Annotated in this window: 22 protein-coding genes; 11 read left to right on the top strand and 11 right to left on the bottom strand. The window is 59.0% G+C overall.

Annotated elements, in window-relative coordinates; genetic code table 11:
- The first annotated feature begins 37 nt into the window (after positions 1-37).
- From I3J13_RS06910 to I3J13_RS06880, 7 genes are all read left to right on the top strand, one after another.
- The gene (locus I3J13_RS06910) at positions 38-622 is read left to right on the top strand and encodes a nicotinate-nucleotide adenylyltransferase (RefSeq protein ID WP_051671949.1); all 585 of its coding nucleotides are present in this window, start codon (positions 38-40) and stop codon (positions 620-622) included.
- Between the two features lie 113 nt (positions 623-735).
- On the top strand, positions 736-1,179 hold the full coding sequence (gene rsfS, locus I3J13_RS06905) for a ribosome silencing factor (protein WP_035236703.1): 444 nt from the start codon (positions 736-738) through the stop codon (positions 1,177-1,179).
- Positions 1,180-1,338: 159 nt separating this feature from the next.
- Positions 1,339-1,821 (top strand): 23S rRNA (pseudouridine(1915)-N(3))-methyltransferase RlmH, encoded by a 483-nt coding sequence (gene rlmH, locus I3J13_RS06900; RefSeq protein WP_174039746.1) that lies wholly within the window; start codon positions 1,339-1,341, stop codon positions 1,819-1,821.
- 159 nt (positions 1,822-1,980) lie between these two features.
- Positions 1,981-3,378: a murein hydrolase activator EnvC family protein gene (locus tag I3J13_RS06895; protein WP_196378357.1), complete on the top strand. Its 1,398-nt coding sequence runs from the start codon at positions 1,981-1,983 to the stop codon at positions 3,376-3,378.
- Positions 3,368-4,696 carry a S41 family peptidase gene (locus I3J13_RS06890; RefSeq protein WP_196378356.1) on the top strand — a complete coding sequence of 443 codons (1,329 nt, stop codon included), beginning with the start codon at positions 3,368-3,370 and terminating at the stop codon, positions 4,694-4,696. Before I3J13_RS06895 ends, I3J13_RS06890 begins: the two co-directional genes overlap by 11 nt.
- 62 nt (positions 4,697-4,758) lie before the next feature.
- The gene (locus I3J13_RS06885) at positions 4,759-5,958 is read left to right on the top strand and encodes a divergent polysaccharide deacetylase family protein (protein WP_196378355.1); all 1,200 of its coding nucleotides are present in this window, start codon (positions 4,759-4,761) and stop codon (positions 5,956-5,958) included.
- A 46-nt stretch (positions 5,959-6,004) separates the two neighbouring features.
- Positions 6,005-6,517, top strand: coding sequence for an RNA pyrophosphohydrolase (locus I3J13_RS06880; RefSeq protein WP_196378354.1), 513 nt, complete (start codon positions 6,005-6,007; stop codon positions 6,515-6,517).
- Positions 6,518-6,559: 42 nt separating this feature from the next.
- Here I3J13_RS06880 and bfr read toward each other — a convergent pair whose 3' ends face one another.
- The 4 genes from bfr to I3J13_RS06860 form a co-directional block, all read right to left on the bottom strand.
- Positions 6,560-7,045 (bottom strand): bacterioferritin, encoded by a 486-nt coding sequence (gene bfr / locus I3J13_RS06875; RefSeq protein ID WP_003520274.1) that lies wholly within the window; start codon positions 7,043-7,045, stop codon positions 6,560-6,562.
- Positions 7,011-7,322, bottom strand: coding sequence for a (2Fe-2S)-binding protein (locus I3J13_RS06870; protein ID WP_003505234.1), 312 nt, complete (start codon positions 7,320-7,322; stop codon positions 7,011-7,013). Before I3J13_RS06870 ends, bfr begins: the two co-directional genes overlap by 35 nt.
- Positions 7,323-7,588: 266 nt before the next feature.
- Positions 7,589-8,314, bottom strand: a complete 726-nt coding sequence (phbB, locus tag I3J13_RS06865; RefSeq protein ID WP_003520276.1) for an acetoacetyl-CoA reductase — start codon at positions 8,312-8,314, stop codon at positions 7,589-7,591.
- Positions 8,315-8,485: 171 nt separating this feature from the next.
- The gene (locus I3J13_RS06860; RefSeq protein ID WP_196378353.1) at positions 8,486-9,667 is read right to left on the bottom strand and encodes an acetyl-CoA C-acetyltransferase; all 1,182 of its coding nucleotides are present in this window, start codon (positions 9,665-9,667) and stop codon (positions 8,486-8,488) included.
- A gap of 243 nt (positions 9,668-9,910) precedes the next feature.
- Here I3J13_RS06860 and phaR point away from each other — a divergent pair, with 243 nt between their 5' ends.
- Positions 9,911-10,486, top strand: a complete 576-nt coding sequence (phaR, locus tag I3J13_RS06855; RefSeq protein WP_003520279.1) for a polyhydroxyalkanoate synthesis repressor PhaR — start codon at positions 9,911-9,913, stop codon at positions 10,484-10,486.
- Positions 10,487-10,542: 56 nt separating this feature from the next.
- Here phaR and I3J13_RS06850 read toward each other — a convergent pair whose 3' ends face one another.
- The gene (locus I3J13_RS06850; protein WP_196378352.1) at positions 10,543-11,919 is read right to left on the bottom strand and encodes an MFS transporter; all 1,377 of its coding nucleotides are present in this window, start codon (positions 11,917-11,919) and stop codon (positions 10,543-10,545) included.
- A 105-nt stretch (positions 11,920-12,024) separates the two neighbouring features.
- Positions 12,025-16,785 carry an NAD-glutamate dehydrogenase gene (locus I3J13_RS06845; protein WP_196378351.1) on the bottom strand — a complete coding sequence of 1,587 codons (4,761 nt, stop codon included), beginning with the start codon at positions 16,783-16,785 and terminating at the stop codon, positions 12,025-12,027.
- A gap of 542 nt (positions 16,786-17,327) precedes the next feature.
- On the opposite strand from I3J13_RS06845, the gene I3J13_RS06840 reads away from it, so the two are divergent.
- Positions 17,328-17,897, top strand: coding sequence for a CarD family transcriptional regulator (locus I3J13_RS06840; RefSeq protein ID WP_003505223.1), 570 nt, complete (start codon positions 17,328-17,330; stop codon positions 17,895-17,897).
- A 72-nt stretch (positions 17,898-17,969) separates the two neighbouring features.
- On the opposite strand, the gene I3J13_RS06835 is transcribed toward I3J13_RS06840, so the two are convergent.
- The gene (locus I3J13_RS06835) at positions 17,970-18,473 is read right to left on the bottom strand and encodes a L,D-transpeptidase family protein (protein ID WP_196378430.1); all 504 of its coding nucleotides are present in this window, start codon (positions 18,471-18,473) and stop codon (positions 17,970-17,972) included.
- Between the two features lie 286 nt (positions 18,474-18,759).
- Here I3J13_RS06835 and I3J13_RS06830 point away from each other — a divergent pair, with 286 nt between their 5' ends.
- Complete coding sequence (locus tag I3J13_RS06830) at positions 18,760-19,443, top strand: response regulator transcription factor (RefSeq protein WP_003505216.1); 684 nt, start codon at positions 18,760-18,762, stop codon at positions 19,441-19,443.
- Positions 19,444-19,590: 147 nt separating this feature from the next.
- The gene (locus tag I3J13_RS06825; RefSeq protein WP_020810625.1) at positions 19,591-20,046 is read left to right on the top strand and encodes a cyclic nucleotide-binding domain-containing protein; all 456 of its coding nucleotides are present in this window, start codon (positions 19,591-19,593) and stop codon (positions 20,044-20,046) included.
- A gap of 20 nt (positions 20,047-20,066) precedes the next feature.
- Here I3J13_RS06825 and I3J13_RS06820 read toward each other — a convergent pair whose 3' ends face one another.
- The 4 genes from I3J13_RS06820 to I3J13_RS06805 all read right to left on the bottom strand — a co-directional run bounded on the left by I3J13_RS06820 (position 20,067) and on the right by I3J13_RS06805 (position 26,036).
- Complete coding sequence (locus tag I3J13_RS06820; RefSeq protein WP_003520284.1) at positions 20,067-20,870, bottom strand: exodeoxyribonuclease III; 804 nt, start codon at positions 20,868-20,870, stop codon at positions 20,067-20,069.
- 162 nt (positions 20,871-21,032) lie between these two features.
- On the bottom strand, positions 21,033-21,758 hold the full coding sequence (locus tag I3J13_RS06815; RefSeq protein WP_196378350.1) for an outer membrane lipoprotein carrier protein LolA: 726 nt from the start codon (positions 21,756-21,758) through the stop codon (positions 21,033-21,035).
- 50 nt (positions 21,759-21,808) lie between these two features.
- Positions 21,809-24,475 (bottom strand): DNA translocase FtsK, encoded by a 2,667-nt coding sequence (locus I3J13_RS06810; protein WP_168208090.1) that lies wholly within the window; start codon positions 24,473-24,475, stop codon positions 21,809-21,811.
- A gap of 214 nt (positions 24,476-24,689) precedes the next feature.
- Positions 24,690-26,036, bottom strand: a complete 1,347-nt coding sequence (locus I3J13_RS06805) for an ammonium transporter (protein WP_020810628.1) — start codon at positions 26,034-26,036, stop codon at positions 24,690-24,692.
- Between the last annotated feature and the right edge of the window lie 28 nt (positions 26,037-26,064).

The following is a 26,064-nucleotide window of genomic DNA, read 5'->3' as shown; positions in this document are numbered from 1 at the left end:
GCCGGCTGACAAGCGCCTCGACAGACGTTATCTCACCATGCCGCATGTGGAGCGCGGCATGGTCGTCGGCCTGTTCGGTGGTTCTTTCAATCCGCCGCATGCGGGTCACGCGCTTGTGGCCGAGATTGCGCTGCGCAGGCTCGGTCTCGACCAGCTCTGGTGGATCGTCACCCCGGGCAACCCGCTGAAAAGCCGTTCGGAGCTAGCGTCTCTGGAAGATCGCATCGCCGCCTGCGAAAAGCTGGTCCACGATCCGCGCATCAAGGTGACGGCCTTCGAAAAATCACTGGGGATGAGCTATACGGCCAATACGCTTGCCAAGGTGAAGGCGAAAAATCCGCATGTCCGTTTCGTCTGGATCATGGGGGCGGACAATCTGAAAAGCTTCCATCGCTGGCAGAAATGGCGGCGGATCGCCGAGACATTCCCGATTGCCGTGATCGATCGGCCAGGTTCCACGCTCTCTTATCTCTCCTCCACCATGGCGCAGGCCTTCAGCCATGCACGGGTGGATGAGGACGATGCCGGCGTTTTGTGGAAAAAAGCGGCCCCTGCCTGGGTTTTCATTCACGGTCCGCGCTCCACGCTCAGCTCCACGGCGCTGCGCAACGGTCGTAAATGACGCCTTCGATCACAAATGATGTATGTGCCGGGTGTCGAAGGGTCCATATCTTGAAAAGTTAATGCTTTGATGCCACCTTCATTGTGTGACGCAGAGAATCGCGTCGCCAGTACCTGTTTTGTCATTCTTGGAAAGGAAAACCTCTGACAACAGTACACGCCAAGGGAAGAGCATTTGTTGCTATCCCGAAGGGCCAGGACAGTGGCGCCGATGCCGCCGGCCATGCCCTCGAAACCGTCCTCGCGAGCCTCGAGGACTCCAAGGCTGAAGATATCGTCTCTCTCAACATTGCCGGAAAATCGGCGCTTGCGGACTACATGGTCGTGGTCTCCGGGCGGTCGAACAGGCATGTTTCGGCGATTTGCGAGCATCTTCTCAAGGACATGAAGGATGAAGGGTTCGGAAACGCCCGCGTCGAAGGTCTCGAGACCGGAGACTGGGTGCTGATCGATACCGGCGACATCATCGTTCACGTGTTCCGCCCGGAAATCCGCGCCTTCTACAACATTGAAAAAATGTGGGCGACGCCGGACATGCCGGAAGAGACGCTGCATTGATGCGGTGAGCCTTTGAGCGAGTGCATCGCTTTTGCCGAAGATCATATCTGACTTCGGAAACGGTGCCTCTGGCCGGAAATCAGACCGGCCGCATAGGAATCCGCAGGCTATGCTGTTAAGAGCGTGACCCTGTTGGGTCACGACGAATGCAGGTTTGCGATGCGGATTTCAATTTTTGCGGTGGGACGGCTGAAATCCGGCCCCGAAAAGGATCTTGCGGCCCGTTATATCGAGCGTCTGGCAAAGACCGGCCCGGCGATCGGGCTGGAGTTTTCGCGGGTGATCGAGGTTGCCGAAAGCCGCGCTTCCAATGCGGAGACCCGCAAGCGCGAAGAAGCCGCGATGCTGGAAAAACATCTGGTTGACGGAGCAGCCCTCGTCCTGCTGGACGAGCGCGGTAAGGCGCTGGACAGTCCTGCCTTTGCTTCATTCTTTGGCGATTTGCGCGATAGCGGCAAGCGCGACCTCGTGATCGCCATAGGCGGAGCCGATGGGCTCGATCCCGCGCTTTACGACAAGGCGACCGCCGTTCTCAATCTCGGAAAGCTGACATGGCCGCATCAGATCGTTCGTATCCTGATCGCCGAGCAGCTTTACCGCGCCGTCACGATCCTCTCCGGTCATCCCTATCATCGCGTTTGATCGGGTTTCGATTCAGATAATTGTCTCAATTTCAACATGAAGCTCCGCGACACCGCTGACAGCGCACGGCTTTGGCGGCGGCCTTTCCAGGGCCTCTTGGAAGATCGCGGCAAAATCCCTAATATCGGCGCTTCTGCTTCGGCATCAAAGAAAGTTCACATGGACAACAGGCCTCAACGAAAACGGCACGCTGCCCTTGCGGGCGCGGTTATTGCTGCTTTCGTCATGGGCATCGGTCCGACCTATTCGCGGGACGATGCGGGCGCCGTTCCGGCCGCTGGCGATGATTCGTCGCCGGATGCGCTGCAGACGCTGGAGAAGCGTCGCGACCAGAACCGGCAGGATCTGGAGGAGCTGGTCGACAGCATCGGTCTTTCGGAAGACAAGACAAGGAAGCTTGAGGAAAGCATCGCCTCCCTCAATCAGGACAGCGCCCGCATCCGGGAAGAGCTGATCGCATCGGCTGCCCGGCGCAAGGCGCTGGAAACCAAGATCAGCGACGGTGAGGATCGCCTGGCCAAGCTTTCGGTGCGCGAGGATGGCGTCAAGGCGTCGCTGCGGGAAAGACGCGGCGTGCTGGCGGAGGTTCTGGCGGCGTTGCAGCGCATGGGCCGAAACCCGCCCCCCGCCCTTCTCGTCTCGCCGGAGGATGCGCTTGCGTCCGTGCGAAGCGCCATTCTTCTCGGCGCCGTCGTGCCCGGCATTCGCGGTGAAACCGACAAGCTGGTTTCCGCTCTCAAAGAATTGACCGATCTGAGACAGGCAATCGCTCGCGAAAAGGACGATCTTACGGGTATGATGACGGCAAGTCTGGAAGAGGAAAAACGTCTCGACCTGCTGATTGCCGAAAACGATCGCAAGAATACCCAGACGGCGGCGGAGCTGGACGCGGAACGCAAGCGATCTGAAGAGCTTGCGAGCAAGGCGACGAGCCTCGAGGGGCTGGTCAGTTCGCTCGAAGGCGAGATTACCTCGGTGCGGGAGGCGATGGAAAAGGCGCGGGCGGAAGAGCAGCGCCTGGCCCGTCTTTCGGAGGCGGAACGCGAAAAGGAGCGGGCCGCGGCCGAGGCTGGAATGCCCGATAAAAACCGTATTGCGCCCGCATATCCCTTCGCGAGTTTGAAGGGAAAGCTGGAGCTGCCGGTTACCGGCGAGGTGCTGCGGCGCTTCGGCGATGCGGACGGAACGGGCCACTTTTCCAAGGGAATTGTCGTCGCGAGCGGACCGGAAGCCATCGTGACGGCGCCTGCAGACGGCTTCGTGGTGTTTGCCGGAGATTTTCGCAGTTATGGCCGGATGATCATCCTCAATACGGGCGATGGATATCATGTGGTGATGACGGGCATGGACAATGTGAGGACGCGGCAGGGAATGTTCGTGTTCTCCGGAGAGCCCATCGCCTCCATGGGTGCAAAAAGAGTAGCGAGTGCAGCAGCATTGGCGCTGGAAACCGACAGGCCAACGCTCTACATTGAGTTCAGGAAAGATGGTGTACCGGTTGATTCTCAACCGTGGTGGACCGCAAAAAATACCGGAAGGGCGCACAATGATTCGTAAGGTTTCGCTTCTCCTTATCGGTGGGCTTATGGGCGCCACGGCGATGAGCGTGATTTATTCGGCGAGCATGCCGGCACAGGCGGCCGGGCCTTCGACCTATAAGGAACTGTCGATCTTTGGCGATGTGTTCGAGCGCGTGCGCGCACAATATGTGACGCCGCCGGATGACGAGAAGCTGGTGGAAAACGCCATAAACGGCATGCTGAGCTCGCTCGATCCGCATTCGAGCTTCATGAATGCCAAGGATGCCAACGACATGCGCACCCAGACCAAGGGTGAATTCGGCGGTCTCGGCATCGAAGTGACCATGGAGAACGAGCTCGTCAAGGTCATTACGCCGATCGACGATACACCGGCTTCCCGCGCAGGCATTCTCGCCGGCGACTTCATTTCGGAAATCGACGGTACGCCGGTTCGTGGCCTGAAGCTGGAACAGGCGGTCGAAAAGATGCGCGGCGCGGTCAAGACGCCGATCAAGCTGACGATCATCCGCCAGGGCGCCGACAAGCCGCTCGAATTCACCGTCATGCGCGATGTCATTGCCGTTCGCGCGGTGAAGTCCCGCGTCGAGGGCGACAATGTCGGTTATCTGCGCGTCATCTCCTTTACCGAGAAGACCTATGACGATCTCGAAAAGGCGATCAAGAAGATCAAGGCGGACGTGCCGGCCGACAAGCTGAAGGGTTATGTGCTCGACCTTCGCCTCAACCCGGGCGGTTTGCTCGATCAGGCGATCAATGTCTCCGACGCCTTCCTCGAGCGTGGTGAGGTCGTTTCGACCCGTGGCCGTAACCCCGACGAGACCCGCCGCTTCAACGCGACGGCAGGCGATCTGACCGATGGCAAGCCGGTAATCGTGCTCGTCAACGGGGGTTCGGCTTCGGCTTCGGAAATCGTTGCCGGCGCCCTGCAGGATCTGCGCCGTGCCAACGTGGTCGGCACTCGCTCCTTCGGCAAGGGTTCGGTCCAGACGATCATTCCGCTCGGCGAGGCGGGCGCGCTGCGCCTGACCACGGCGCTCTATTACACGCCGTCGGGTAAATCGATCCAGGGTACGGGCATTGAACCTGATATCAAGGTGGAGCAGCCATTGCCGCCCGAGTTGCAGGGCAAGGTGACCACCGAAGGTGAATCCGGTCTTTCCGGCCACATCAAGGGCCAGAGCGAAACCGACGAAGGTTCGGGTTCCTCCGCTTATGTTCCGCCGGAAGCCAAGGACGACATCCAGCTCAACTATGCTCTGGACCTGTTGCGCGGCACCAAGACGGATCCGTCTTTCCCGCCGAACCCGGAAAAGGCTGTGGTCAACAAGCAGTAAGATAGTGCGCCGGGCAGCCGGCGCATTCCATTTATTGCCCAACCGTTTGGACGGATCGTTCATTGCCTTCGGACCTGCGAAAACCGCTTCTGGGTCGTCAGAAAAAAAGCGCCGGTATCAACCGGCGCTTTTCCGTCATTATGGCTCTGTCGGTGCTTGCGGTTTTCTCAATCGGCGGCCTGTCCGTCTATACGGCGCTTTCGCCCGGCAATTTGCAGAAGACGGCGAGCGGGCCGGATGCACAGCCTCAGCTTGCCGAAAAGACACCTGAAACCCCAGCGGCCGAGGCAACGGCGCCCGCTGACGCTGCCGCTCTGCAGCCGCAAAGCGGGCGCTCCGGCGCCAACATTAATCGTGAGACAATGCCTGATGGCAATGTCGTATCGGTTTACTCTCCCCGCCCTCGCGAGGGTGATGGGCCGGTGCTGATGAGCGGCCAGACCTATGGTCAGGATCCGCGCATGGCGACGCGACCCAATGAGGAACTGCTGGAAGAAACCGCATTCGGCAGATTGCCGGTTGTCGGTGCGGACGGTTTGCGGCCGATGGAGCAATATGCGCGGCCCTGGTCTGGTGCACGCGGCACCCGTGTGGCGATCGTGGTCGGCGGGCTGGGTCTCAGCCAGACGGGGTCGCAAAAAGCGATCCGGGAGCTGCCGCCGGAGGTGACGCTCGGTTTTGCCGCCAGCGGCAACAGCCTGCAGCGCTGGATGCAGGAAGCGCGCCGACAGGGGCATGAAATCCTTCTGCAGATACCGCTTGAGCCTTTCGGTTACCCCGGCACCAATCCCGGCCCGGACACCCTGCTGGCGGGTGATCCCGCCAAGGTCAACATCGACCGGCTGCATCGCTCCATGGCGAAGATCACCAATTACACCGGCATCATGAATTATCTCGGCGGGCGTTTCCTTGCCGAGCAGGCGGCGCTGGAGCCGGTAATGCGCGACATCGGCAAGCGTGGCCTGCTGTTTCTGGATGACGGTTCTTCGGCGCAGTCGCTGAGCGGCGGTATTGCCAAGGCGATTTCCGCCCCGCAGGGTTTTGCCGATATTCTGCTCGACGGCGAAGTCACCGAAGCTGCCATTCTGCGCAAGCTGGACGAACTGGAACGAATTGCACGGCGTAACGGCCAGGCGATCGGCGTTGCTTCGGCTTTCGATGAAAGCGTTGCCGCGATCTCCAAATGGTCGCGCGAGGCTGGCGGGCGCGGCATCGAGATTGTCGGTGTTTCTGCGCTTGTTTCCGGGCAGGCAGGGCAGTAAACCTTGCGTGCGGCCATTTCTGGCGCTCAGACAGTGCGGGTTTCCAATGACAATCAAAGCAGAAGATTTGCCTTATCGTCCCTGTGCGGGAATTATGGTGCTGAACGCCGAGGGCCTTGTCTGGGCCGGCAGGCGCATCAAGGAAGGCAATTCCGAATATGATGGCTCACCGCATTTGTGGCAGATGCCGCAGGGTGGCATCGATGACGGTGAGCGGCCTTTGACGGCCGCCATTCGCGAACTCTACGAAGAAACAGGCATGAAAACGGTGAGCCTGCTTGCGGAGGCGAGCGACTGGATTCACTATGACCTGCCACCTGAACTGATCGGTATCGGCCTCAGGGGCAAATATCGCGGGCAGGCGCAGCGCTGGTTTGCTTTTCGTTTCGAAGGCGACGAAAGCGAGATCCAGATCGATCCGCCGCCGACCGGGCACACGGCCGAATTCGACGCGTGGGACTGGAAGCCGATGGAAAGCCTGCCGGAGCTCATCGTGCCGTTCAAGCGCGCGGTATACGAGCAGGTCGTGGCGGAGTTCCGGCACCTTTCCGGCAAATAAAAAAGGCGGCCAAGGCCGCCTTTTCTGTCCTGTCGCCAGTGCTTATTCCGCTTCGTTGGCGGAATCAGCGTTGAGCTGGCCGTATTTTTCCTCGCCGATCTTGCCGAGCAATTCGAGCTGGGTTTCGAGAAAGTCGATATGGCCTTCCTCGTCGATCAGCAGTTCTTCGAAAAGCTTCATGGAGACGTAGTCTCCGGCCTCATAACAGATATCACGCGATTTCTTGTAGGAGGTGCGGGCGTCATATTCGCCGGCAAGGTCGGATTCCAGAACTTCCTTGACGTTCTGGCCGATGCGCAGGGGCGCGACGGTCTGAAGGTTGGGATGGCCTTCAAGGAAGATGATGCGTGCGACCAGCTTGTCGGCGTGCTGCATTTCCTCGATGGATTCAGCACGTTCCTTTTTGGCGAGCTTCGTGTAGCCCCAGTCTTCCAGCAAACGATAGTGAAGCCAGTACTGGTTTACCGCACCGAGTTCGAGAAAAAGGGCCTCGTTAAGCCGCTCGATGACTTTTTTGTCGCCTTTCAATGTCCGCTCTCCTGTTCTCTTCATGGAATTGTTTCAGGCGGGACATAAAATCAAAAACATCGGCCTCAGTCGAGTGGCGACGGGCATGATATTCTTCGGTGGTTTTGATGATCAGGTCGACAACGGTGGGGAAACAGCCGCAGCAGCGGCCGCGTTTTTCCATGGCGTGATACACTTTTGCAGGAACGATGAGCTGCCAACAGTCCTCGTCGAGGAGCTCGTTGATGACGTCCCGGATATCGTGATCGGTTATGTAATTGCAGCTGCAAACCAGCATGATGGACTGCCTGTATGACGCAACACGTTGTTTTCGTTCTTAAACCAAAACAGGACAGCAAATGTCAAGAAAAACCTCTTAATGAGTCGCTGAGGATTTTCTAGACTCATTCTAAACTATACAAAAACTATCGTATTTTCATTAGTTTAGGCTGCGTGTCATTCCAGTGTTTCATCTTCAAGTTTTTGTGCGCAGCAAAATTATCAAAGCTGAGATCACGGAAAGTTTACTAGGTTCAGGCGGCCGGGAAGGCAGGATCGACGGCCTCAGGCGAAATATTGTCCGCCGTTGGCCGTCATGGTCGAACCGGTGATGAAACCCGCCTCGTCGGAAACCAGAAACAGAACGCAGCGTGCGATTTCTTCCGGCTCACCCAGCCGTCCAACGGGAATTTGCGGCACGATCCGTTCCGCCAAAACCTTCTCCGGTATAGCTCTCACCATCTCCGTGCCGATATAGCCGGGGCAGATGGCGTTGACGGTGATATTGCGGCTGGCGCCTTCCTGGGCGAGCGCCTTTGTGAAGCCGATGTCGCCCGCTTTCGAGGCGGAATAATTGGCCTGTCCCGCCTGACCTTTCTGACCATTGATGGAGGAGATGTTGACGATGCGGCCGAAGCCGCGGTCGCGCATGCCCGGCCATACGGGATGGGTCATGTTGAACACGCCGGTGAGGTTGGTGTCGATCACCTCGCGCCATTGCTGCGGCGACATTTTATGGAACATCGCATCGCGGGTGATGCCGGCATTGTTGACGAGCACCTCGACGGGACCGAAGGTCTCTTCCACCCTGGCTATGCCATTGACGCAGGCGTCATAGTCGCGCACGTCCCACTGAAAAGCGGGGATGCCGGTTTCTTTCTGGAATGCTTCCGCCCTGTCCGTCGTAAAGGCGTAATTGACGGCCACCCGGTAGCCGGCCGCCTGCAGGGCGCGGGCGATTGCGGCGCCTATGCCGCTCGTCCCGCCGGAAATCAAAGCAACCCGGCTCATATCGGCCTCCATGACCTGTCATTGAAGCGCCTGCATATGCGAGGATGCTTCCATATCTTGCAGAACTTGTTCGTTGTGCTCACCGGCCACAGAAATGCGGCCAATGGGAGGCCGCTTCTACCCTATTGCGCGCTGAACCGGAATTGCTTTTTGGCAAGTCGTGCGGCGGTTTCAGGGCGCTTCGATGCACATGGCGACACCCATGCCGCCGCCGATGCAGAGCGTTGCGAGACCCTTCGACACGTTACGGCGGCGCATTTCGAAAATCAGGGTGTTGAGGACGCGCGCGCCGGATGCGCCGATCGGATGGCCGATCGCAATCGCTCCCCCATTGACGTTGACGATAGCAGGATCAAGGCCAAGTTCGCGCACCACGGCGCAGGATTGGGCCGCAAAGGCTTCGTTGGCTTCCACAAGACCAATATCGCTGATCGACCAGCCGGCCTTGGCCAGCGCCTTGCGGGAGGCGGGGATGGGGCCGGTGCCCATGATCTGCGGATCGACGCCTGCCGTCGCCCAGGAGGCGATACGGGCGAGCGGCCTGATGCCGCGCTTTCCTGCTTCCTGTTCCGACATCAAAAGCGTGGCGGCGGCGCCATCGTTCAGACCGGAGGCGTTACCGGCCGTGACCGTCCCTTCCTTGTCGAAGGCGGGGCGCAGCTTGGCCATGGTTTCCAGCGAAGCCCCGGCGCGGATATGCTCATCTGTATCAATGACGATATCGGCCTTACGGCCCTTCACCGTGAAAGCCACGATCTCGTCTGCAAAACGGCCGGCGCTTTGCGCGGCTTCGGCCTTGTTTTGCGATGCGACGGCGAATTGGTCCTGCTCGTCGCGGGAAAGCTGCCATTGGCGGGCAATGTTTTCAGCAGTGATGCCCATGTGGTAGCCGTAAAAGGCGTCGGTGAGGCCATCTTTCAGCATGGTGTCGATCATCTTGAAATCGCCCATCTTCACACCGCCGCGCAAATGGGCGCAGTGAGGCGCCATGGACATGGATTCCTGCCCGCCGGCAATGACAATGTTCGCGTCGCCGGTCGCGATCTGCTGCATGCCGAGGGCCACGGCGCGCAGGCCGGAGCCGCAAAGCTGATTGAGGCCGAAGGCGGTCGCTTCCTGTGGAATGCCGGCCTTCATGGCAGCCTGCCGCGCCGGGTTCTGCCCCTCGCCCGCCGTCAGGACCTGACCGAGAATGACTTCATCGATTTCGTTCGCCGCGACACCGGCGCGCTCCAGCACGGCGCTGATGACGGTCGCCCCGAGTTCATGGGCTGGCGTATTGGCGAAGTGGCCATTGAAAGAGCCGACGGCTGTGCGCGCGGCGCTGGCAATCACGATTGAAGGCAGGGTCATCAGTTTTCTCCTCACTTGCGGGCGGAGACTGGCAAAGCTTTCAATACAAGTCAAATGGCGAAAGTTGCTTTAAAAGATGTTGCTAAATCACGCTGGAATCTTGCGGAAAATTGCTGCGCAAAAAACAAACTGTTGCGATGCACAAAACATTTGTCAGAGGGCTCGTTTTGCGCATACACTTTGCACCGGGAAGAGCAATAACACCAAAAAACAAGAAAATACCATCATCGCGAGGAGGCGGGCATGGCGAAACACGACGGCGAAACAATCATTAAAAAATACGCCAACCGGCGGCTCTACAATACCGGCACCAGCACCTATGTGACGCTCGATGATCTGGCGCAGATGGTCAAGCGCGGCGAGGACTTCAAGGTTCAGGACGCCAAGTCGTCCGAAGACATCACACATGCGGTGCTGACGCAGATCATCGTCGAACAGGAGGCCAAAACCGGCAATACGTTGCTGCCGACGGCGTTTCTGCGGCAATTGATCTCCTATTACGGCGACCAGATGCAGATGGTCGTGCCGACATTTCTCGAACATTCGATGAAGACCTTCTCCGACCAGCAGAGCCAGATGCAGGAGCATATGGCGAAGGCTTTCGGCGATGGCTCGCTTGCCCGCAATTTTCAGGCGCCGTTGCAAATGATGGAAGAGCAGATTCGCCGCAATACGGAACTGTTCCGGCAGGCGATGCAGGGTTTTACACCTTTCGCAATGCCGCAGGCGCCCAAGGAAACCCGCAAGCCGAATGCATCCGAAATCGATGAGCTGAAGGCGCAGTTGCGCGCATTGCAGCAAAAGCTCGATCAGCTTTGATCCTGTCGGGCCGATGCTCGGTTTCAGCAAACCGCATCGGCTTTTGCTTCAGACTATCAGCCTGTCGTTCTTTCCGGCACGCGCAGCAACAGCAGGAACCCGGATCCCAGAAATACGATGAGCGTCGCCATGCCGATATGGGCGGAGCCGCTTATGGTGGTTGCTATGGAAAACGACAGCGTCGCCATGAAGCTGGTGGCGCGTCCGGAGAGCGCATAGATGCCGAAATAACGGCCCGCCTCCGCAACGGTGATGTTGCGGGCGAGATAAGATCGTGACGAGGCCTGAACGGGACCGAAGGCAAGGCCGATCAACACACCATAAAGCAGATAGGCTTTTTCCGCGCCGGTGGCGAAGATGCCGCCATTATCTGCGGTCGACAATTGTAGCAGGCCGAACAGGGTGGAGTCTTTGTCTGTCGAGACGAGTCCGAGCGTCGCGAGCAGCAGGAGCGACAGGCTAATCAGAATGGTGATACGAGAACCGAGTGTCTGATCGACGCGCCCGGCCGTGAAACAGCCTGCGATGGCAACTATATTAAGCAAAATGCCAAAAAGGCCTATTTCCATAGTCTCCCAGCCGAACATTCCGGCAGCAAACGTTCCTCCGAGGATGATGAGCCCATTCACGCCATCCTGATACAGCATCCGGGCGATGAAAAATCGTAGCAGAAGCGGGCGGCTGCGCAGCTCACGCAACGTGTTGTTAAGTTCAGAAAGCCCTGAGCGGATCGCCGCGCCGAAGGGCAGGCCCCTTCTCGCATCGGGGGTGAACAGGAACATTGGTAGAATGAAGACGAGATACCAGATTGCGGCAATTGGCCCGGTTACCCGCGCATCCGCACCGCTGGCGGGGTCCAGTCCTAAGAGCGGAGTAATTCCGGCCAATGTCAGCCCGGTTTTAGGGCTTGCGGCCAGAAGCGTCACCACGGCGATCAGCACCACCATCCCGCCGAGATAACCAAGCCCCCAAGCGAGATTGGAAATGCGCCCGACATTTTGCGGATTGGTCAGCCTCGGCATCATGGAATCGTTGAAGACAATCGAGAATTCGGCCGCGATGGAAGCGAGGATAATACAGATAATCGGCAGGATGAGCGGCGATCCCGGTGTTGCGAACCACAGGAAAAAGAGACTGACAATCTTGATAACGGCAAAGAAGGCGATCCACGGTTTGCGTGCGCCGGACTGGTCGGCGATGGAGCCGAGAATGGGGGAGAAGAGGGCGATGATGATCGACGACACCGTCGCCATGTTGCTCCATGTCGCCTGCGCCGAAATCGGATCGTCGGTGAGCCGTGCGACGAAATAAGGCCCGAAAACGAAGGTCGTGACGACCGTAAAGAACGGCTGCGCCGCCCAGTCGAACATCACCCAGCCCCAGATGCCGCGTTTGGCAACCACTGTTTCCGCATTTGGGGAAGGGACAGTCATTCATCGTCCTATCGGAAAATCGGGAAATAAAATGCGTGATGCGGGTGCATCCATTTTGTCTGGCGCCATCCGGGTGGACCCGGATGGCGTTTTTGAGGCTGCCGATCAGCGTGCCTGAACGATATCGCCAAGCAGCCCGGCCGCGACCGTCAGACGGGCAAGGTTGGTATCGCCGCTGTCGCTGAGCGCGCCGAGTTCGGAGACGATGCGGTTGACCCGCACGCGGTCCGCCGCATACCAGGCCTGAACCGGATCCTTTTCTTTGGCATATTCGGTCAGTGCGGAGATGACGATTCGGCGTCGCGACGAGGAGATCTGGTCCTGGCTGCGCAGGAGAGCCAGACTCTCGTAATGATCCGCCGGTGTGATGCGCTGGCTTGCATCCAGCAGACGCGCGACGCGGAAGGTCGATGAGACGGTGGCGTAGCTTTCGGCGGCGCGGGCAAGCGTGGTGCCGGCGCTTTCGGCGATGCGCATGATCTCCGGCACATAGACGAGCAGGGAAAGCGTATCGAGTTCCTCCAGAAGACCGGAAGGAACGCCGTCGATTTCCGTGACGCCGAGTTCGCGGCGATACTTCGCCGCTGCCGGCGATAGGGTCTTGATCGCAGTTTTCAGGCGCTCGATTTCGGTCGCCATGTCACCTGCGGCCGCACCCGCGCTCCCGGTTTGCAGGTAAAGCCTGCTCGCATCCGAGAAGATACGCGTGATCGTGGCATAAAGCCCGTTCTGGACTTCACCGCCGACCTTGCCGTCAAGCGCGTCGACTTCGCTCCACAGGCGTTTGAGACCGAAACCATCCTCGACGATCACTGCCGCCTTGACGACGTCGGCCGCCAGAAGGCCGCTCGCATCGGCAAGTTTCTGCACAAAGCCCGGGCCGCCGCGATTGACGACGGCATTGGCGAGTGCGGTGGCGACGATTTCGCGATGCAGACGATGCGATTTGATATCGTCCGCATAGTTCTTCTGCATCTTGGCCGGGAAATAATCGACCAGAAGATGCTGGAGATAGGGTTCGTCGGGAAGCGTGCTTGCCACCAGTGCGTCGAACAAAGTGAGCTTGGCATAGGAGAGGAGCACGCCGATTTCCGGCCGGGTCAGCGGTTTGCCGGTGGCGTATCTTTCGCTGAATTCGGCATTGTTAGGCAGGGTTTCGACCTTGCGGTTCAGTTGCCCGGTCGCCTCCAGCGCGCTCATCAGGCGGCCGAGCTCTTCGCGGTTCGAAAGGCCCAGCCGCTCCGTCAGCGAGATCGCCAGCGATTGCAGGTAGTTGTTGCGCAATACCAGCTGCGCCACTTCCGGCGTCATGGAAGCGAGAAGCTGGTTGCGTTTCGGCATCGTCAGGCGACCGCTGTTCACGGCGGAGGCAAGCGCGATCTTGATGTTGACCTCGACGTCTGAGGAGTTCACGCCGGCCGAGTTGTCGATGGCGTCGGAATTGCAACGTCCACCCGAAAGCGCATAGGCGATGCGCCCCTTCTGGGTGATGCCGAGATTGGCGCCTTCGCCGATGACCTTGGCGCGCAGCTCGGTTGCGTTGACGCGGATCGGGTCGTTCGCCCTGTCACCCACCTCGGCATTGGTTTCCACCGCCGCCTTGATGTAGGTGCCGATGCCGCCGAACCACAGAAGATCGGTTGGCGCCTTCAGGATGGCCGTCATGATCTCGAAGGGCGTAGCGACGGATTTGTCGATGCCGATGGCGGCCACGGCTTCCGGTGTCAGCGTCACCGATTTTTCGGAGCGCGAGATGATCATCGCGCCGGCGGAGAGGGTCGAACGATCGTAATCCTGCCAGCTGGAACGCGGCAGTTCGAAAAGCCGCTTGCGTTCGGCAAAGGACTTGTCGGTGTCGGGATCCGGATCGATGAAGATGTCGCGGTGGTCGAAGGCGGCAATCAGCCTGATCTTTTCCGACAGCAGCATGCCGTTGCCGAAAACGTCGCCGGACATATCGCCCACGCCCGCCACCGTGAAGGGGGTGGTCTGGATGTCGGTGTCCATTTCACGGAAATGGCGTTTCACCGTTTCCCAGGCGCCACGGGCAGTAATGCCCATCTTCTTGTGGTCGTAACCGGCCGAACCGCCCGACGCGAAGGCGTCGTCCAGCCAGAAACCAGCCTCATGGGCAAGACCGTTCGCCGTATCGGAGAAGGTTGCCGTTCCCTTGTCGGCGGCGACGACGAAATAGGGGTCGTCACCGTCGAGCCGCAGCGTATCGGCTGGCGGCACGATGGCATCGTCGATGATATTGTCGGTGATGGACAGCAGGGTGCGGATATAGGTCTTGTAGGCCTCGCGGCCGGCGTTGAACACCTCGTCGCGGGAGCCGCCGGCCGGCAGGTTCTTCGGGAAGAAGCCGCCCTTGGCGCCGACCGGAACGATCACCGCATTCTTGACCTGTTGCGCCTTGACGAGGCCGAGCACTTCCGTGCGGTAATCCTGGCCGCGATCCGACCAGCGCAGACCGCCGCGCGCGACCTTGCCGAAGCGCAGATGCACGCCTTCGACCTCTGTTCCGTAGACGAAGATTTCGCGGAAGGGACGTGGGTCGGGCAGGCCGTCCAGATGTTTCGGATCGAACTTGAAGGCCAACAGGTCACGCGGCGTACCATCGGCATTTTTCTGGAAGTAGTTGGTGCGCAGCGTCGCGTCGATGGCGTTGACGTAACGCCTGAGCGTGCGGTCCTCATCGAGATTGGGAACGCCGCTCAACGCCGCTTCGATTGCCTTGTGTATTTCGGCGAGTTTCTTCAGCCGCTTCTTTTCGTCGACGGACGGATCGAAGCCGGCTTTGAACAGCGCGAAAATATTGCGGGAAATCGCCGGATACTTATAGAGCGTTTCGGAAATATGCTCCTGCGAATAGACGATGCCGGTCTGGCGGAGATAACGCGCATAGGCGCGTAGCACGGAGACTTCGCGCACGGTGAGGCCGCAGGCGAGGATCAGGCGGTTGAAGTTGTCATTGTCGACCTTGCCGGAGAAGGCGGCGAGGAACGCCTCTTCGAGTTTCTGTCCATAGTGCGGCAGATCGAGCGTCGTTCCCTTGGCGACGGACAATTCCATGTCGTGCAGCACGATGTCGCGCTTTTCGCCGTCTGAAACGACGCCGATATCGAAGGTGCGTTCGCTGATGACGTTGAAACCGAGATTTTCGAGCAGCGGCACGCGGCGTGAAAGCGGCAGGTGGCCGTCGCGGTGGAAAATCTTCAGCGACAGCGTTTCCGCCGATTGACCTTCCTGCTGGTAAAATTCGATGCGGACCGGCTCACCCTTCGCGGCGCCGAGAATATCCGGCATGTCGCCGATCGCTTCTTCCGGCGTGAAGGCTTCCTGATAGGCCTGATCGACTTCCAGTACCGGCGCTCCCGGCTCGGAGAGGGCGACGAAATGGTCTATCCAGCGCGCCGCAATGTCGCTGACGGCGTCTTCGAGCTTGTCCTGGGCGATGCGCGGCGTCTTGCCTTCCGTTCGGCCGACAATGAAGTGGACGCGGGCGACGGCGCCTTCGGGGAAGGCGGGGTAATAGGCGGAAATATGCCCGTCATAGACCCTGCTCAGATAGTCGCCGATCTTCTCGCGTACATAAGAATTATACTCCTCGCGCGGAACGAAGATGATGGCCGAAACGAAACGGTCGAAACGGTCGATACGTGCAAGCACGCGCACGCGCGGACGGTCGCTCAGTTCCATGATCTGCTCGACGAAGCGGATCAGAAGATCGGTTTCGATCTGGAAAAGATCGTCACGCGGATAGGCTTCCAGCGTGTTCTGCAGGATACGCCCTGAGTGGCTGTTCGGATCGAAGCCGAAATGCCGCTCGACTTCCGCCACCTTGGCGCGCAGCAGCGGTATCTGCTTGACCGAGCGCGTATAGGCGGTGGCGGTGAAGAGACCGACGATGCGCAGTTCGCCGATGACATTGCCGTCCTCGTCGAAGCGCTTGATGCCGATATAATCCATATAGGCGCGGCGGTGCACGATGGATTTCACATTGGCCTTGGTGACGATGAGGAAATCCGGGCCGTCAAGGAAGGCAAGGATTTCCGGCGTCGTCGTCACGGCATTCTTGCCGAGACGCAGCACGCGCACATCCGGATCGCTGAGGCTGCCGAGACCGACGCCATCACCGCGCTCGATCTTCGCGTTCTTTCCCTTGCCGGAATAGGTGTAGTCACGCATGCCGAGGAAGGTGAAATTGTCGTTGCGAAGCCAGTTGAGGAATTCGACGGCTTCCGCACGCTCGGTCTTGCGCCGTGACGAACCGCGCTTGGACAATTCATCCAGAGCCTCGTCGAGTTTCGCCAGCATGGGCCGCCAGTCGCGATAGGCGAACTGGACCTGCGTCAGCACGAAGCGCAGTCTTTCTTCCAGCGCTGCGGCGGCTTGCGGCGTGAGCGGCGCGATATGCAGCTGGATGAGGCTGATATTTTCAGCGGGATCATCCTCGGGTTCCGCAAGACGATAGCCCGCCTGCGCGCTTTCGTCGCGCACCAGGATCGGGTGCACCGCGAGGTAAAGACCGCGATAGCTGCTGGTGACCTCGCCCATGACGGAATCGTAAAGGAAGGGCATATTGCGGCCGATAATGGTCAGGACCGTTACCGGAATATCCCGTGGCGAAACGCCCTCCACCTGGGAGATGCCGATGTACGGAGCGTCTCCGGTCCAGTGCGAAAGCGTCTCGAAACTGTGAGCGGCGCTCGCAGCGAGCATCTCCGCGGAATAATATTCTATATCGTCGGCGCTTGCCCTTCCATAAAGAATACCCGGATCAAGAAATTGGACATTTTCGGCAATTGCCTGCTGGCGCGCTTTTTCGATCTGTTTTTCGCGTTTTGGATTATTTCTGTAGCCCATTTGACGTGGATTCCTCCAAAAATCACACTTTAATATAAAAAAGCATCGCCAATTTGCGGATTTTGCCTTTTCAGTCGAATCGGATATTGGCGTGGAATTACGAAGAGTTTAAGAGGCTTTCGTGTTTCTTCAGTCGGTAAGTGAAATTTTTTTGCTCCTTTTGCCATGAGGGCCTGTCACGAAGCATTTTGACAGTATTTCTGCGGCTAATTTTTAGGCGGTTCTTTGGCTGCCATGTGATGTTGCGGCCACGGTCGAAGCAAATTATTGATTTGCGCCTATTTTTGTGGTACACCAACGACACTGATCCACAGCGTGGCATTTGTGTGCCCAAAAACACCACGAAAGCAACACCTCTTTTGCACGCGGTTTCCGTGACATATCGAGCGTTTACGTTATCGAACCCCGCAAGACGGGAAGGTGTGTTTTTGCGTGCACGGCTGGACCAGTGCGGAGTCACCTGACGGTTCCCCCGTCTCATCAGGGCCTGACCGACCCAACCCCGGCATCCCCGGGTATGTAACAGGGAGTTTTTAGAACGAATGACGACCCAGCAGAAGAAATCTCCAGCACATCACGGTTTCAAGACCGGTGAAGCGATTGTGTATCCCGCTCATGGTGTCGGTACCATTTCTGCAATCGAGGAACAAGAAGTCGCCGGCATGAAGCTTGAGCTTTTTGTCATCGATTTCGAAAAAGACAAGATGCGTCTTAAAGTTCCCGTCGCCAAAGCCGTCAGCATCGGCATGCGCAAGCTTTCCGAAGGCGATTTTGTCGAGCGGGCGCTGAAAGTGGTGCAGGGCAAGGCGCGTGTGAAGCGTACCATGTGGTCGCGCCGCGCACAGGAATATGATGCGAAGATCAATTCCGGCGATCTCATCGCGATTGCGGAAGTCGTGCGCGATCTCTACCGTGCGGAAAATCAGCCGGAGCAGTCCTATTCCGAGCGTCAGCTTTATGAAGCTGCTCTCGACCGCATGGCGCGCGAAATCGCCGCTGTCAACAAGATGTCTGAAACCGAGGCTGTTCGCCTGGTGGAAGTGAACCTTGCCAAGGGCCCCAAGCGCGGCAAGACCGTCGAAGAGGACGATTCTCAGGACGAAGCCGCTTAATAACCGGCTTTTTCCCTCTAAAAAAACCCGCCTTGATGGCGGGTTTTTTGTTGCCCGATTGCAGGCTGAAATTCACAGGATGCGGATTTTCGTGCCTTTGCGCAGATGCGGCAGGATGCGCCGCATGTCACGGGGATGGAGAGCGACGCAGCCCGCGGTCGGCTCATATCCCGGTCTGATCAGATGCATGAAGATCGCCGAGCCGCGATTGCGGCTTCTCGAGGTGATATTCCAGTCGAGCACCAGGCAGACGTCGTAGAGGCTGTCCTTCCGCATCATCTCTTCATGGCTCGGGGCGAAGGGCGCCTTGACCAGCCTGTTGTAATTGGGACTACGGGGCTCGTCGCACCACAGCATGGACTTGCGTGTTCGCTGCATCGGCAGTGCCGTGGCGATGCCGGGAAGGCGGTCACCGCGATAAAACCCGTGCAGCAGGCCGATGGTGGAGATGGGAGATTTTCCGTCTCCTTCACGTTTCAATGCAGTGCGGCCATTGCGTCCGATCGCGGCTGGAAAGGTGAGATGTCCGAGTTGGACGATGGCGCGGTTGATTTTCGAGGGGGCCGGCCGAACCATGAGCGTCGATGCGCGTTTACGTTGTCTTACGGGCTGGGTGCTCATGTTTTTCACGAGATTTTGCTTTGCAGGTTATTTAACGTGAAGTCATAGCACTTCGTTATATCATGGCAATGGGTTGACCTTTTATCGGCAAACCGCTGAATTGGCTGATAATTAGAGCGCCGGGCGTCTTTGGGGATGCACAAGGCACGCTCTAACTCTTTTAAACTACGCGTCGTGTCTCTCGAAAATCGAGCCTGATTTTTGGGCCGATGCGCTAAAGTAAGAAAGGCTGAGAATCCGAATGACGGCTCGCACTATCCTTCTGGTGGACGATGACGACGATCTTCGGGAGACGCTGACCGAGCAATTGTCTCCCTATGAGGAATTCTCGCTGCTCAGCGGCGCCAATGCCGCGCAGGCGATGCAGACCGCCAAGACCGCCCAGGTCGATCTTCTGATCATGGATGTAGGCCTTCCGGACATGGACGGCCGTGAGGCGGTAAAGCTGTTGCGCAAGGGCGGCTTCAAGGCGCCGATCATCATGCTGACCGGGCATGATACCGATTCCGATACTATTCTTGGGCTGGAAGCCGGGGCGAACGACTATGTGACGAAACCCTTCCGTTTCGCCGTGCTTCTGGCGCGTATCCGGGCGCAGCTGCGTCAATATGAGCAGAGTGAGGATGCGGTTTTCACCGTCGGTCCCTATCAGTTCAAGCCCAGCCAGAAGCTGTTGACGACGGAGGACGGCAAGAAAATCCGCCTGACGGAAAAGGAAGCGGCGATCATCCGTTATCTCTACCGCGCCGGCAGCACCGTCGTTACCCGCGACGTCCTGCTGGAAGAGGTCTGGGGTTACAATTCCGGCGTGACAACGCACACGCTGGAAACGCATGTCTATCGTCTGCGCCAGAAGATCGAACGCGACCCCTCCAACGCCGAAATTCTGGTGACCGAGAACGGCGGATACAAGATCGTTCCCTGAGCAGGGGGCTCTTTGCACCTGTCATGTGTCCAAAGCTCACGCTGCGCGTCCGAAAAGGCGCGCGGCGTTCTAACAGCTTGTATTTTGAGGGCCGATATTGGAAAACCGCTATAGTGGTGCAGGCGTTTTTCCGGAGTAACGATCGACATGGCCTTGACGGACGATATCATGCTGCTGGGGCAAGTGCCGTTATTTGCTGGGTTCAGCGATGACCAGCTGCGGCTTATCGCCTTCGGTGCGGAGCGCCGCCGTGTATCGGCCGGACAGACATTGTTTCGGGAACACTCACCGGCCGAATGCGCTTTTGCGGTGACGGCTGGCCATTTCGAGCTTTTTACGGCAGGGCGGGATGGCAAGCCCGTGCTGCAGGCGACGCCGGGCAAGGGGGCGCTGCTTTCGGAGCTTGCGCTTTTCACGCTCTGCGAACGGAAGTTTACTGCCGTGGCAGCGGAGGATTCCGAAGTCATCCGCATAACGCGCATCCTCTTCCACCGGCTGGTGGAGGAGTTTCCGGAGGTTGCCGATATCGTATCGGCGCGTATTCGCGACAATATCGCGTCGCTGGCGGCGGGTGCGGCCCGTTTGCAGAACCGCTTCGTCTGACGCCAGATAATTCCGCCTGTTCAGAACCGGAAATGGGCGGTGACGGGAACATGGTCGGATGGCCGGTTCCAGCCGCGGGCCTCGCGCAATATGTCGATTTTTTCGAGCGAGGAACCGAGATCCTGCGAAGACCAGATGTGGTCGAGGCGGCGGCCGCGATCAGCCGCTTCCCAGTCCTTGGCGCGGTAGCTCCACCAGGTATAGATTTTTTCCGTCTCCGGCACATTCAGGCGCATCAGATCGAGCCAGTTGCCCTTCTTCATGATGTCAAGCATGCCTTCGGTTTCGACAGGCGTGTGGCTGACGATCTTCAGAAGCTGCTTGTGCGACCAGACGTCATTTTCGAGCGGTGCGATGTTAAGATCGCCGACGAGAATGGACGAGGTGCCAGGCACGCCGTCGGCGCGCAGCGCCTTCATTTCCTCGATGAAATCCAGCTTGTGGCCGAATTTCGGATTGATCGAGCGATCCGGCTCGTCACCGCCTGCCGGCACATAAAAATTATGCAGCCGCACGCGGCGCGATCCGACCTCAAAAATCGCGGAAATGTGGCGTGCGTCGCCGATACCGCAATAGTCCTGTCGATGATCTTCGGTCAGCGGAATCTTCGAGGCGATGGCGACGCCGTGATAGCCCTTCTGGCCATGGATGATGACATGCTCATAACCGAGCGCCTTCAGCGGCTTCATCGGAAACTCGCCATTCGGGCATTTCGTTTCCTGCAGGCAAAGAATGTCGGGTTTGTAACGTACCAGAAACTGCTCAACGATCGGCATTCTGAGCCTGACCGAGTTGATGTTCCAGGTGGTTATCGAAAACGACATGCATGTGCTCCGCTTTTACTGCCGCGAACCGCTTGGTTCGTGACATGTTTCCGGGGCGCAGGCTTATAACATCGCGACGAAAACGGGAATGTATTTTAGCGGTAAAATGAAAAAGGCGACCGCAGGGCCGCCTTTTGAAGAGCTCTTTTGGGGCTTAAAGCCTCAGCCGCCTTTGCGAACTTCCTCGTAATTGATGTTGAAGACGCGTTCATCGAGGTTCACGCCGGTCTGGACGTTGAAGATCATGACGGTCGTGTCCTTGTTCTGGGCGTCGGTCGTGGTCCATTGCCTCAGATCGAAGGTCTTCGGATCGAACATCAGGGTAATGGTGGAATCGCCGAAGACGCTCTTGTCGCCCAGCACGATGGTGGTCAGGTCCGATTCTTCCTTGACGTTGCGAACCTTTTGGTTGCCGAGATCGATCTTGTCGGACAGAAGCAAGCTGAGCGGCGTCTTGGAGAGCGGATAAAGATCCCAGGTCTTGAGCTTCATATTGCCGATGACGACGTTCTTGCCGTCGGCGATGACCCGCATGGGCGAGGGGTCTTCGTAATTGAAGCGGAGTTTGCCGGGGCGTTCGATGTAGAACTTGCCGCCGGTCTGTTCACCGCGCGGGCCGAACTGGACGAATTCCCCCATCATGGTTTTGACCGACGAGAAGTGATTGGCGATTTTCTGCGCTGTCGCCGTGTTGCCGGCCGCCTGGGCAAAGGCGTCAAGCGGCGACAGGCCGGCCATGATTGCGGCCATGGAAAATGCCGTCAGCACGCCACGACGCGTCACGCCGTTTTGCGGTGTGTTTGCGTTGGCCGTTTCGCCGGTGGTGAGGTCGTTCATTCTATTCTCCTTCATCGCAGCGATTGTCCGCACAAAAGGCGGCGGCTTCATGACGTTGAAAGCGTGGAATAACGCTTCTTCGCCCCGCTTGGTTGCGGACGTTACCGCTCGATGATGTCTGCTTCCGTCGGTACGAGTATTTCGCGTTTTCCGGCGTGGTTGGCGGGGCCGATAATGCCCTCCTGCTCCATGCGCTCGATCAGCGAGGCGGCGCGGTTATAGCCGATGCCGAGACGCCGCTGCACATAGGAGGTGGAGGCTTTGCCATCGCGAAGCACGACGGCCACGGCCTGATCGTAAGGGTCTTCGGAATCGGAGAAACTGCCGGCGCCGGCCGGGCCGCCGCCATTGCCTTCCTCGTCGTCTTCCTCGGTAATCGCTTCCAGATATTCCGGTGCGCCCTGTGTCTTCAGATAGGCGACGATCTCTTCCACCTCGTTGTCGGAGACGAAAGGACCGTGCACGCGCTGGATGCGCCCGCCGCCTGCCATATAGAGCATGTCGCCCATGCCGAGCAGCTGTTCCGCGCCCTGCTCTCCAAGGATGGTGCGGCTGTCGATCTTCGACGTTACCTGGAAGGAGATGCGGGTCGGGAAGTTTGCCTTGATCGTGCCGGTGATGACGTCGACGGAGGGGCGCTGGGTGGCCATGATGACATGGATGCCGGCGGCGCGCGCCATCTGCGCCAGGCGCTGCACCGCGCCTTCGATGTCCTTGCCGGCGACCATCATCAGGTCGGCCATCTCATCGATGATTACGACGATATAGGGCAGGGGCTTCAGATCGAATTCTTCCGTCTCGTAGATCGCCTCGCCGGTCTGGCGGTCGAAGCCGGTCTGCACCGTGCGGGTGAGTATCTCGCCCTTATCGAGCGCCTGCTGCACGCGGCTGTTGAAACCGTCGATATTGCGCACGCCGATCTTCGACATCTTCTTGTAGCGCTCTTCCATCTCGCGCACCGTCCATTTCAGCGCCACGACGGCCTTTTTCGGATCGGTAACGACGGGAGAGAGCAGATGCGGAATGCCGTCATAGATCGACAGTTCGAGCATTTTCGGGTCGATCATGATCAGGCGGCACTGTTCCGGCGACATGCGGTAAAGCAGCGACAGGATCATGGTGTTGATGGCGACCGACTTACCCGAACCGGTGGTGCCGGCAACGAGAAGATGCGGCATCTTGGCGAGATCGGCGATGACGGGTTCGCCGCCGATGGTCTTGCCGAGCGCCATCGCGAGTTTGGCCTTGCTGTTTTCGAAATCGCGGCTGCCGATCAGTTCCCGCAGGAATACGGTTTCGCGCGTCTGGTTCGGCAGTTCGATGCCGATGGCATTGCGGCCGGGAACGACGGCGACGCGGGCGGCAATCGCGCTCATGGAGCGGGCGATGTCATCGGCAAGGCCGATGACACGCGAGGATTTGATGCCGGGTGCCGGTTCCAGTTCGTAGAGCGTGACGACCGGGCCGGGGCGGACATGAATGATTTCGCCCTTGACGCCGAAATCCTCGAGAACGCCTTCCAGAAGGCGGGCGTTCTGTTCCAGCACTTCCTCGCTCAGCATATTGTCGCGAACGACATTCTTCGGCTCCGCCAGAAGATGGACCGTGGGCAGCTGGAAACCGTCTGCGGCGATGAAAGAGGCCTGCGCTTCCCTTGCCACGCGCTCGCTGGGCTTCGGGCGTGCGGAAGGGGCGGTTATTCTGGGCTGCCCGCGTCCCGGCGCCTGTCGGGCGGTGAATTTCTGGTCGGACTCGTCGTCGGAGAGAATGCCGTTCGGCAGCCGGCGTCCATCCGCGTCGAAGGGTTGTTCGTCATCCATGTCCTCGTCATGATCGAGCGCGATGGAGGGAGGCGACATCTGGCGACGCGATGCGGCGCGTTCTTCGAAAGACGGCTCTGCGCGCTGGTCGAGGCGGTTGATCGCGGTCTTGAGGCGCGACGGTTCGTTCAGCGTGCCGAATTCATATTCGTTGAAGTCGTAAGGATGTTCGAATTCATCGTGCAGGGATTTAGACTTCAGACCGAACAGGCGGCGCAGGCGCGCCTGGGTGATGTACCAGTAATGCGCCAGTGCGCCGAAGGCGAGCATATTGGCGAAGAAACCCTCGCCGTCGTCTTCATCATCCTCTTCGGCCTCACGGGCGGCGCGGGCCTTGCTGGTGGCGACGGGAGCGGCTTCTTCGCGTTCCAATTCGTCATCCAGACCGCCAACGACACCGGCGGCAAACAGCATCAGCCATGCGGCAGGCGCCGCAAATATGACACCCAGTACCGTGGCAATCGTGCCGGTGGGGTAAGCGCCGATAAAAAGGGCGGGAAAACGCAGGATCATGTCACCGATGACGCCGCCGATGCCGTTCGGCAGCGGCCATGTCACGGGGGCCGGAAAACAGCCGAGCGAGGCGGCGCAGACGATGGCGCCTGCGACCCAGGCCACGAGGCGAACGGGTATGCGGTGGAATTTGCGGCCGGCGATCAGCGCGATCGCCCAGGCGATGACGGGCAGGAGCGAGATGATTGCGGAAAGCCCGAGGAACTGCATCACGATATCGGCGAAAATCGCACCGCCGTAGCCCAGAAGATTGGTGGGCTGGTTTCCTGTCGCGTAGGAGAGGCTCGGATCCGCGACATTCCATGTCGCTAGCGCGGCGATGCCCAGTGCAATCGTGGCCAGCAGAGCGAAACCGGCGAGAGCCATGATCTGACGCACGAAAAACGCCGTCAACACGAAGCGCGTGTGACGACCATCGAATGTCGGAGAATGCATTCTGCCCATGTCCCTGAACCCGTCGTTTTATGGTTTCGGCAAGATCCGGCAGGAGACCTGATCCCGGATTGACAGGGAAAACTAACCGCTTGCTGGTTAATGTCGTGTTAACCATGCGGTTTTTTGAAGCGCTTCGGATTTACGGCAAAGAAAAAGGCCCGCCGGAGCGGGCCTTCTTTTGGGAGAGGGGATGGAGAACCCCTTTTCCCGGATATCAGGAGTGGTAGGCGGCTTCGCCATGGGTTGCTAGGTCGAGACCTTCGCGTTCGGCTTCGACCGGAACCCGCAGACCGACGATCACGTCGACGATCTTGTAGAGGATCGCGGAGACGATGGCGCACCAGACGATGGTGATGGCGACGGCGACGAACTGCGTCCAGAGCTGCGAGGCGATGGAGAAGTCTTCCTTGCCCGTGCCGCCAAGCAGCGGCGAGGTGAAGATGCCGGTGCCGAGAGCGCCGATGATGCCGCCAATGCCGTGGACGCCGAAGACGTCGGCGGTGTCGTCATAACCGAACTTGTTCTTCACCACGGAGACGAAGAAGTAGCAGATCGGCGAGACGATGAGGCCGAGAACGATGGCGCCCATCGGGCCGACGGAGCCGGCGGCGGGGGTGACGGCGACGAGACCGGCGATCATGCCCGAAGCGGCGCCCAGCATGGAGGCCTTGCCGCGGGTGAAGCTTTCAACTAGCGACCAGGAAACGATGGCGGCTGCGGTTGCGAGGAAGGTGTTCATGGTTGCGAGAACCGCACCGCCCGAAGCTTCGAGGTTGGAGCCGGCGTTGAAGCCGAACCAGCCGAACCACAGCATGGCTGCACCGACGAGGGTCAGCGTCATCGAGTGGGGGGCCATCATGTCCTTGCCGAAGCCGGTACGCTTGCCGACCATGATCGCGCCGATCAGGCCTGCGATACCGGCATTGATGTGAACGACGGTGCCGCCGGCGAAGTCGAGAGCGCCCATGCCGAAGATCAGGCCGTTTGCATCCCAGACCATGTGAGCGATCGGGAAATAGACGAAGGTGGCCCACAGGATGGTGAAGAGGATGACGGCGGAGAATTTGACGCGTTCTGCGAAGGCGCCGATGATCAGCGCCGGCGTGATGGCCGCGAATGTCATCTGGAAGGCGATGAAGGTGTATTCGTAGATCACGACGCCCTCAGAGAAGGTTGCCGAGGTGCTGTCAAGCGAAACGCCCGACAGGAACAGCTTGCCGAAACCGCCGAAATAAGGGCCGGTGCCGCCGCCAAAGGCGAAGGAGTAACCGTAGATTACCCAGACGAGCATCATGACTGCGCCGACGACCGTGCACTGCATGAGAACGGAGAGCATGTTCTTTGTGCGGACGAGACCGCCGTAAAACAGGGCCAGGCCCGGAATGATCATGAAAAGCACGAGGATCGTCGCGACATACATGAATGCGGTGTCGGCTTTTTCCGGAACGGGCGCTGCGGCTGCTGCCGGCGCGGCATCCTGGGCAAAGGCGATGGCCGGAGCCATCAGGGCCGCCGCTGCGGCGCCCAGCTTGCCGAGCGTTGAAAACTTGTTGAGTTGCATAGCTAGAAAACTCCCCTGTCAGCCGTGC

The organism is Agrobacterium leguminum (assembly GCF_015704895.1).
GTDB lineage: Bacteria > Pseudomonadota > Alphaproteobacteria > Rhizobiales > Rhizobiaceae > Agrobacterium > Agrobacterium leguminum.
Note: the sequence above shows the minus strand (reverse complement) of the source record. Positions and strands in the feature narration are given on the sequence as shown.

Bases quoted from the DNA above. Each gene is read 5' to 3' on its own strand.
- I3J13_RS06805 (WP_020810628.1), bottom strand. From the start codon at position 26,036: ATGCAACTCAACAAGTTTTCAACGCTCGGCAAGCTGGGCGCCGCAGCG.
- rlmH (WP_174039746.1), top strand. From the start codon at position 1,339: ATGCGGATTTCAATTTTTGCGGTGGGACGGCTGAAATCCGGCCCCGAA.
- I3J13_RS06910 (WP_051671949.1), top strand. From the start codon at position 38: ATGCCGCATGTGGAGCGCGGCATGGTCGTCGGCCTGTTCGGTGGTTCT.
- I3J13_RS06870 (WP_003505234.1), bottom strand. From the start codon at position 7,322: ATGCTGGTTTGCAGCTGCAATTACATAACCGATCACGATATCCGGGAC.
- I3J13_RS06845 (WP_196378351.1), bottom strand. From the start codon at position 16,785: ATGGGCTACAGAAATAATCCAAAACGCGAAAAACAGATCGAAAAAGCG.
- I3J13_RS06810 (WP_168208090.1), bottom strand. From the start codon at position 24,475: ATGCATTCTCCGACATTCGATGGTCGTCACACGCGCTTCGTGTTGACG.
- I3J13_RS06895 (WP_196378357.1), top strand. From the start codon at position 1,981: ATGGACAACAGGCCTCAACGAAAACGGCACGCTGCCCTTGCGGGCGCG.
- phaR (WP_003520279.1), top strand. From the start codon at position 9,911: ATGGCGAAACACGACGGCGAAACAATCATTAAAAAATACGCCAACCGG.
- I3J13_RS06860 (WP_196378353.1), bottom strand. From the start codon at position 9,667: ATGACCCTGCCTTCAATCGTGATTGCCAGCGCCGCGCGCACAGCCGTC.
- I3J13_RS06830 (WP_003505216.1), top strand. From the start codon at position 18,760: ATGACGGCTCGCACTATCCTTCTGGTGGACGATGACGACGATCTTCGG.
- I3J13_RS06850 (WP_196378352.1), bottom strand. From the start codon at position 11,919: ATGACTGTCCCTTCCCCAAATGCGGAAACAGTGGTTGCCAAACGCGGC.
- I3J13_RS06820 (WP_003520284.1), bottom strand. From the start codon at position 20,870: ATGTCGTTTTCGATAACCACCTGGAACATCAACTCGGTCAGGCTCAGA.
- I3J13_RS06825 (WP_020810625.1), top strand. From the start codon at position 19,591: ATGGCCTTGACGGACGATATCATGCTGCTGGGGCAAGTGCCGTTATTT.
- I3J13_RS06880 (WP_196378354.1), top strand. From the start codon at position 6,005: ATGACAATCAAAGCAGAAGATTTGCCTTATCGTCCCTGTGCGGGAATT.
- phbB (WP_003520276.1), bottom strand. From the start codon at position 8,314: ATGAGCCGGGTTGCTTTGATTTCCGGCGGGACGAGCGGCATAGGCGCC.
- I3J13_RS06890 (WP_196378356.1), top strand. From the start codon at position 3,368: ATGATTCGTAAGGTTTCGCTTCTCCTTATCGGTGGGCTTATGGGCGCC.
- I3J13_RS06815 (WP_196378350.1), bottom strand. From the start codon at position 21,758: ATGAAGCCGCCGCCTTTTGTGCGGACAATCGCTGCGATGAAGGAGAAT.
- I3J13_RS06840 (WP_003505223.1), top strand. From the start codon at position 17,328: ATGACGACCCAGCAGAAGAAATCTCCAGCACATCACGGTTTCAAGACC.
- I3J13_RS06835 (WP_196378430.1), bottom strand. From the start codon at position 18,473: ATGGTTCGGCCGGCCCCCTCGAAAATCAACCGCGCCATCGTCCAACTC.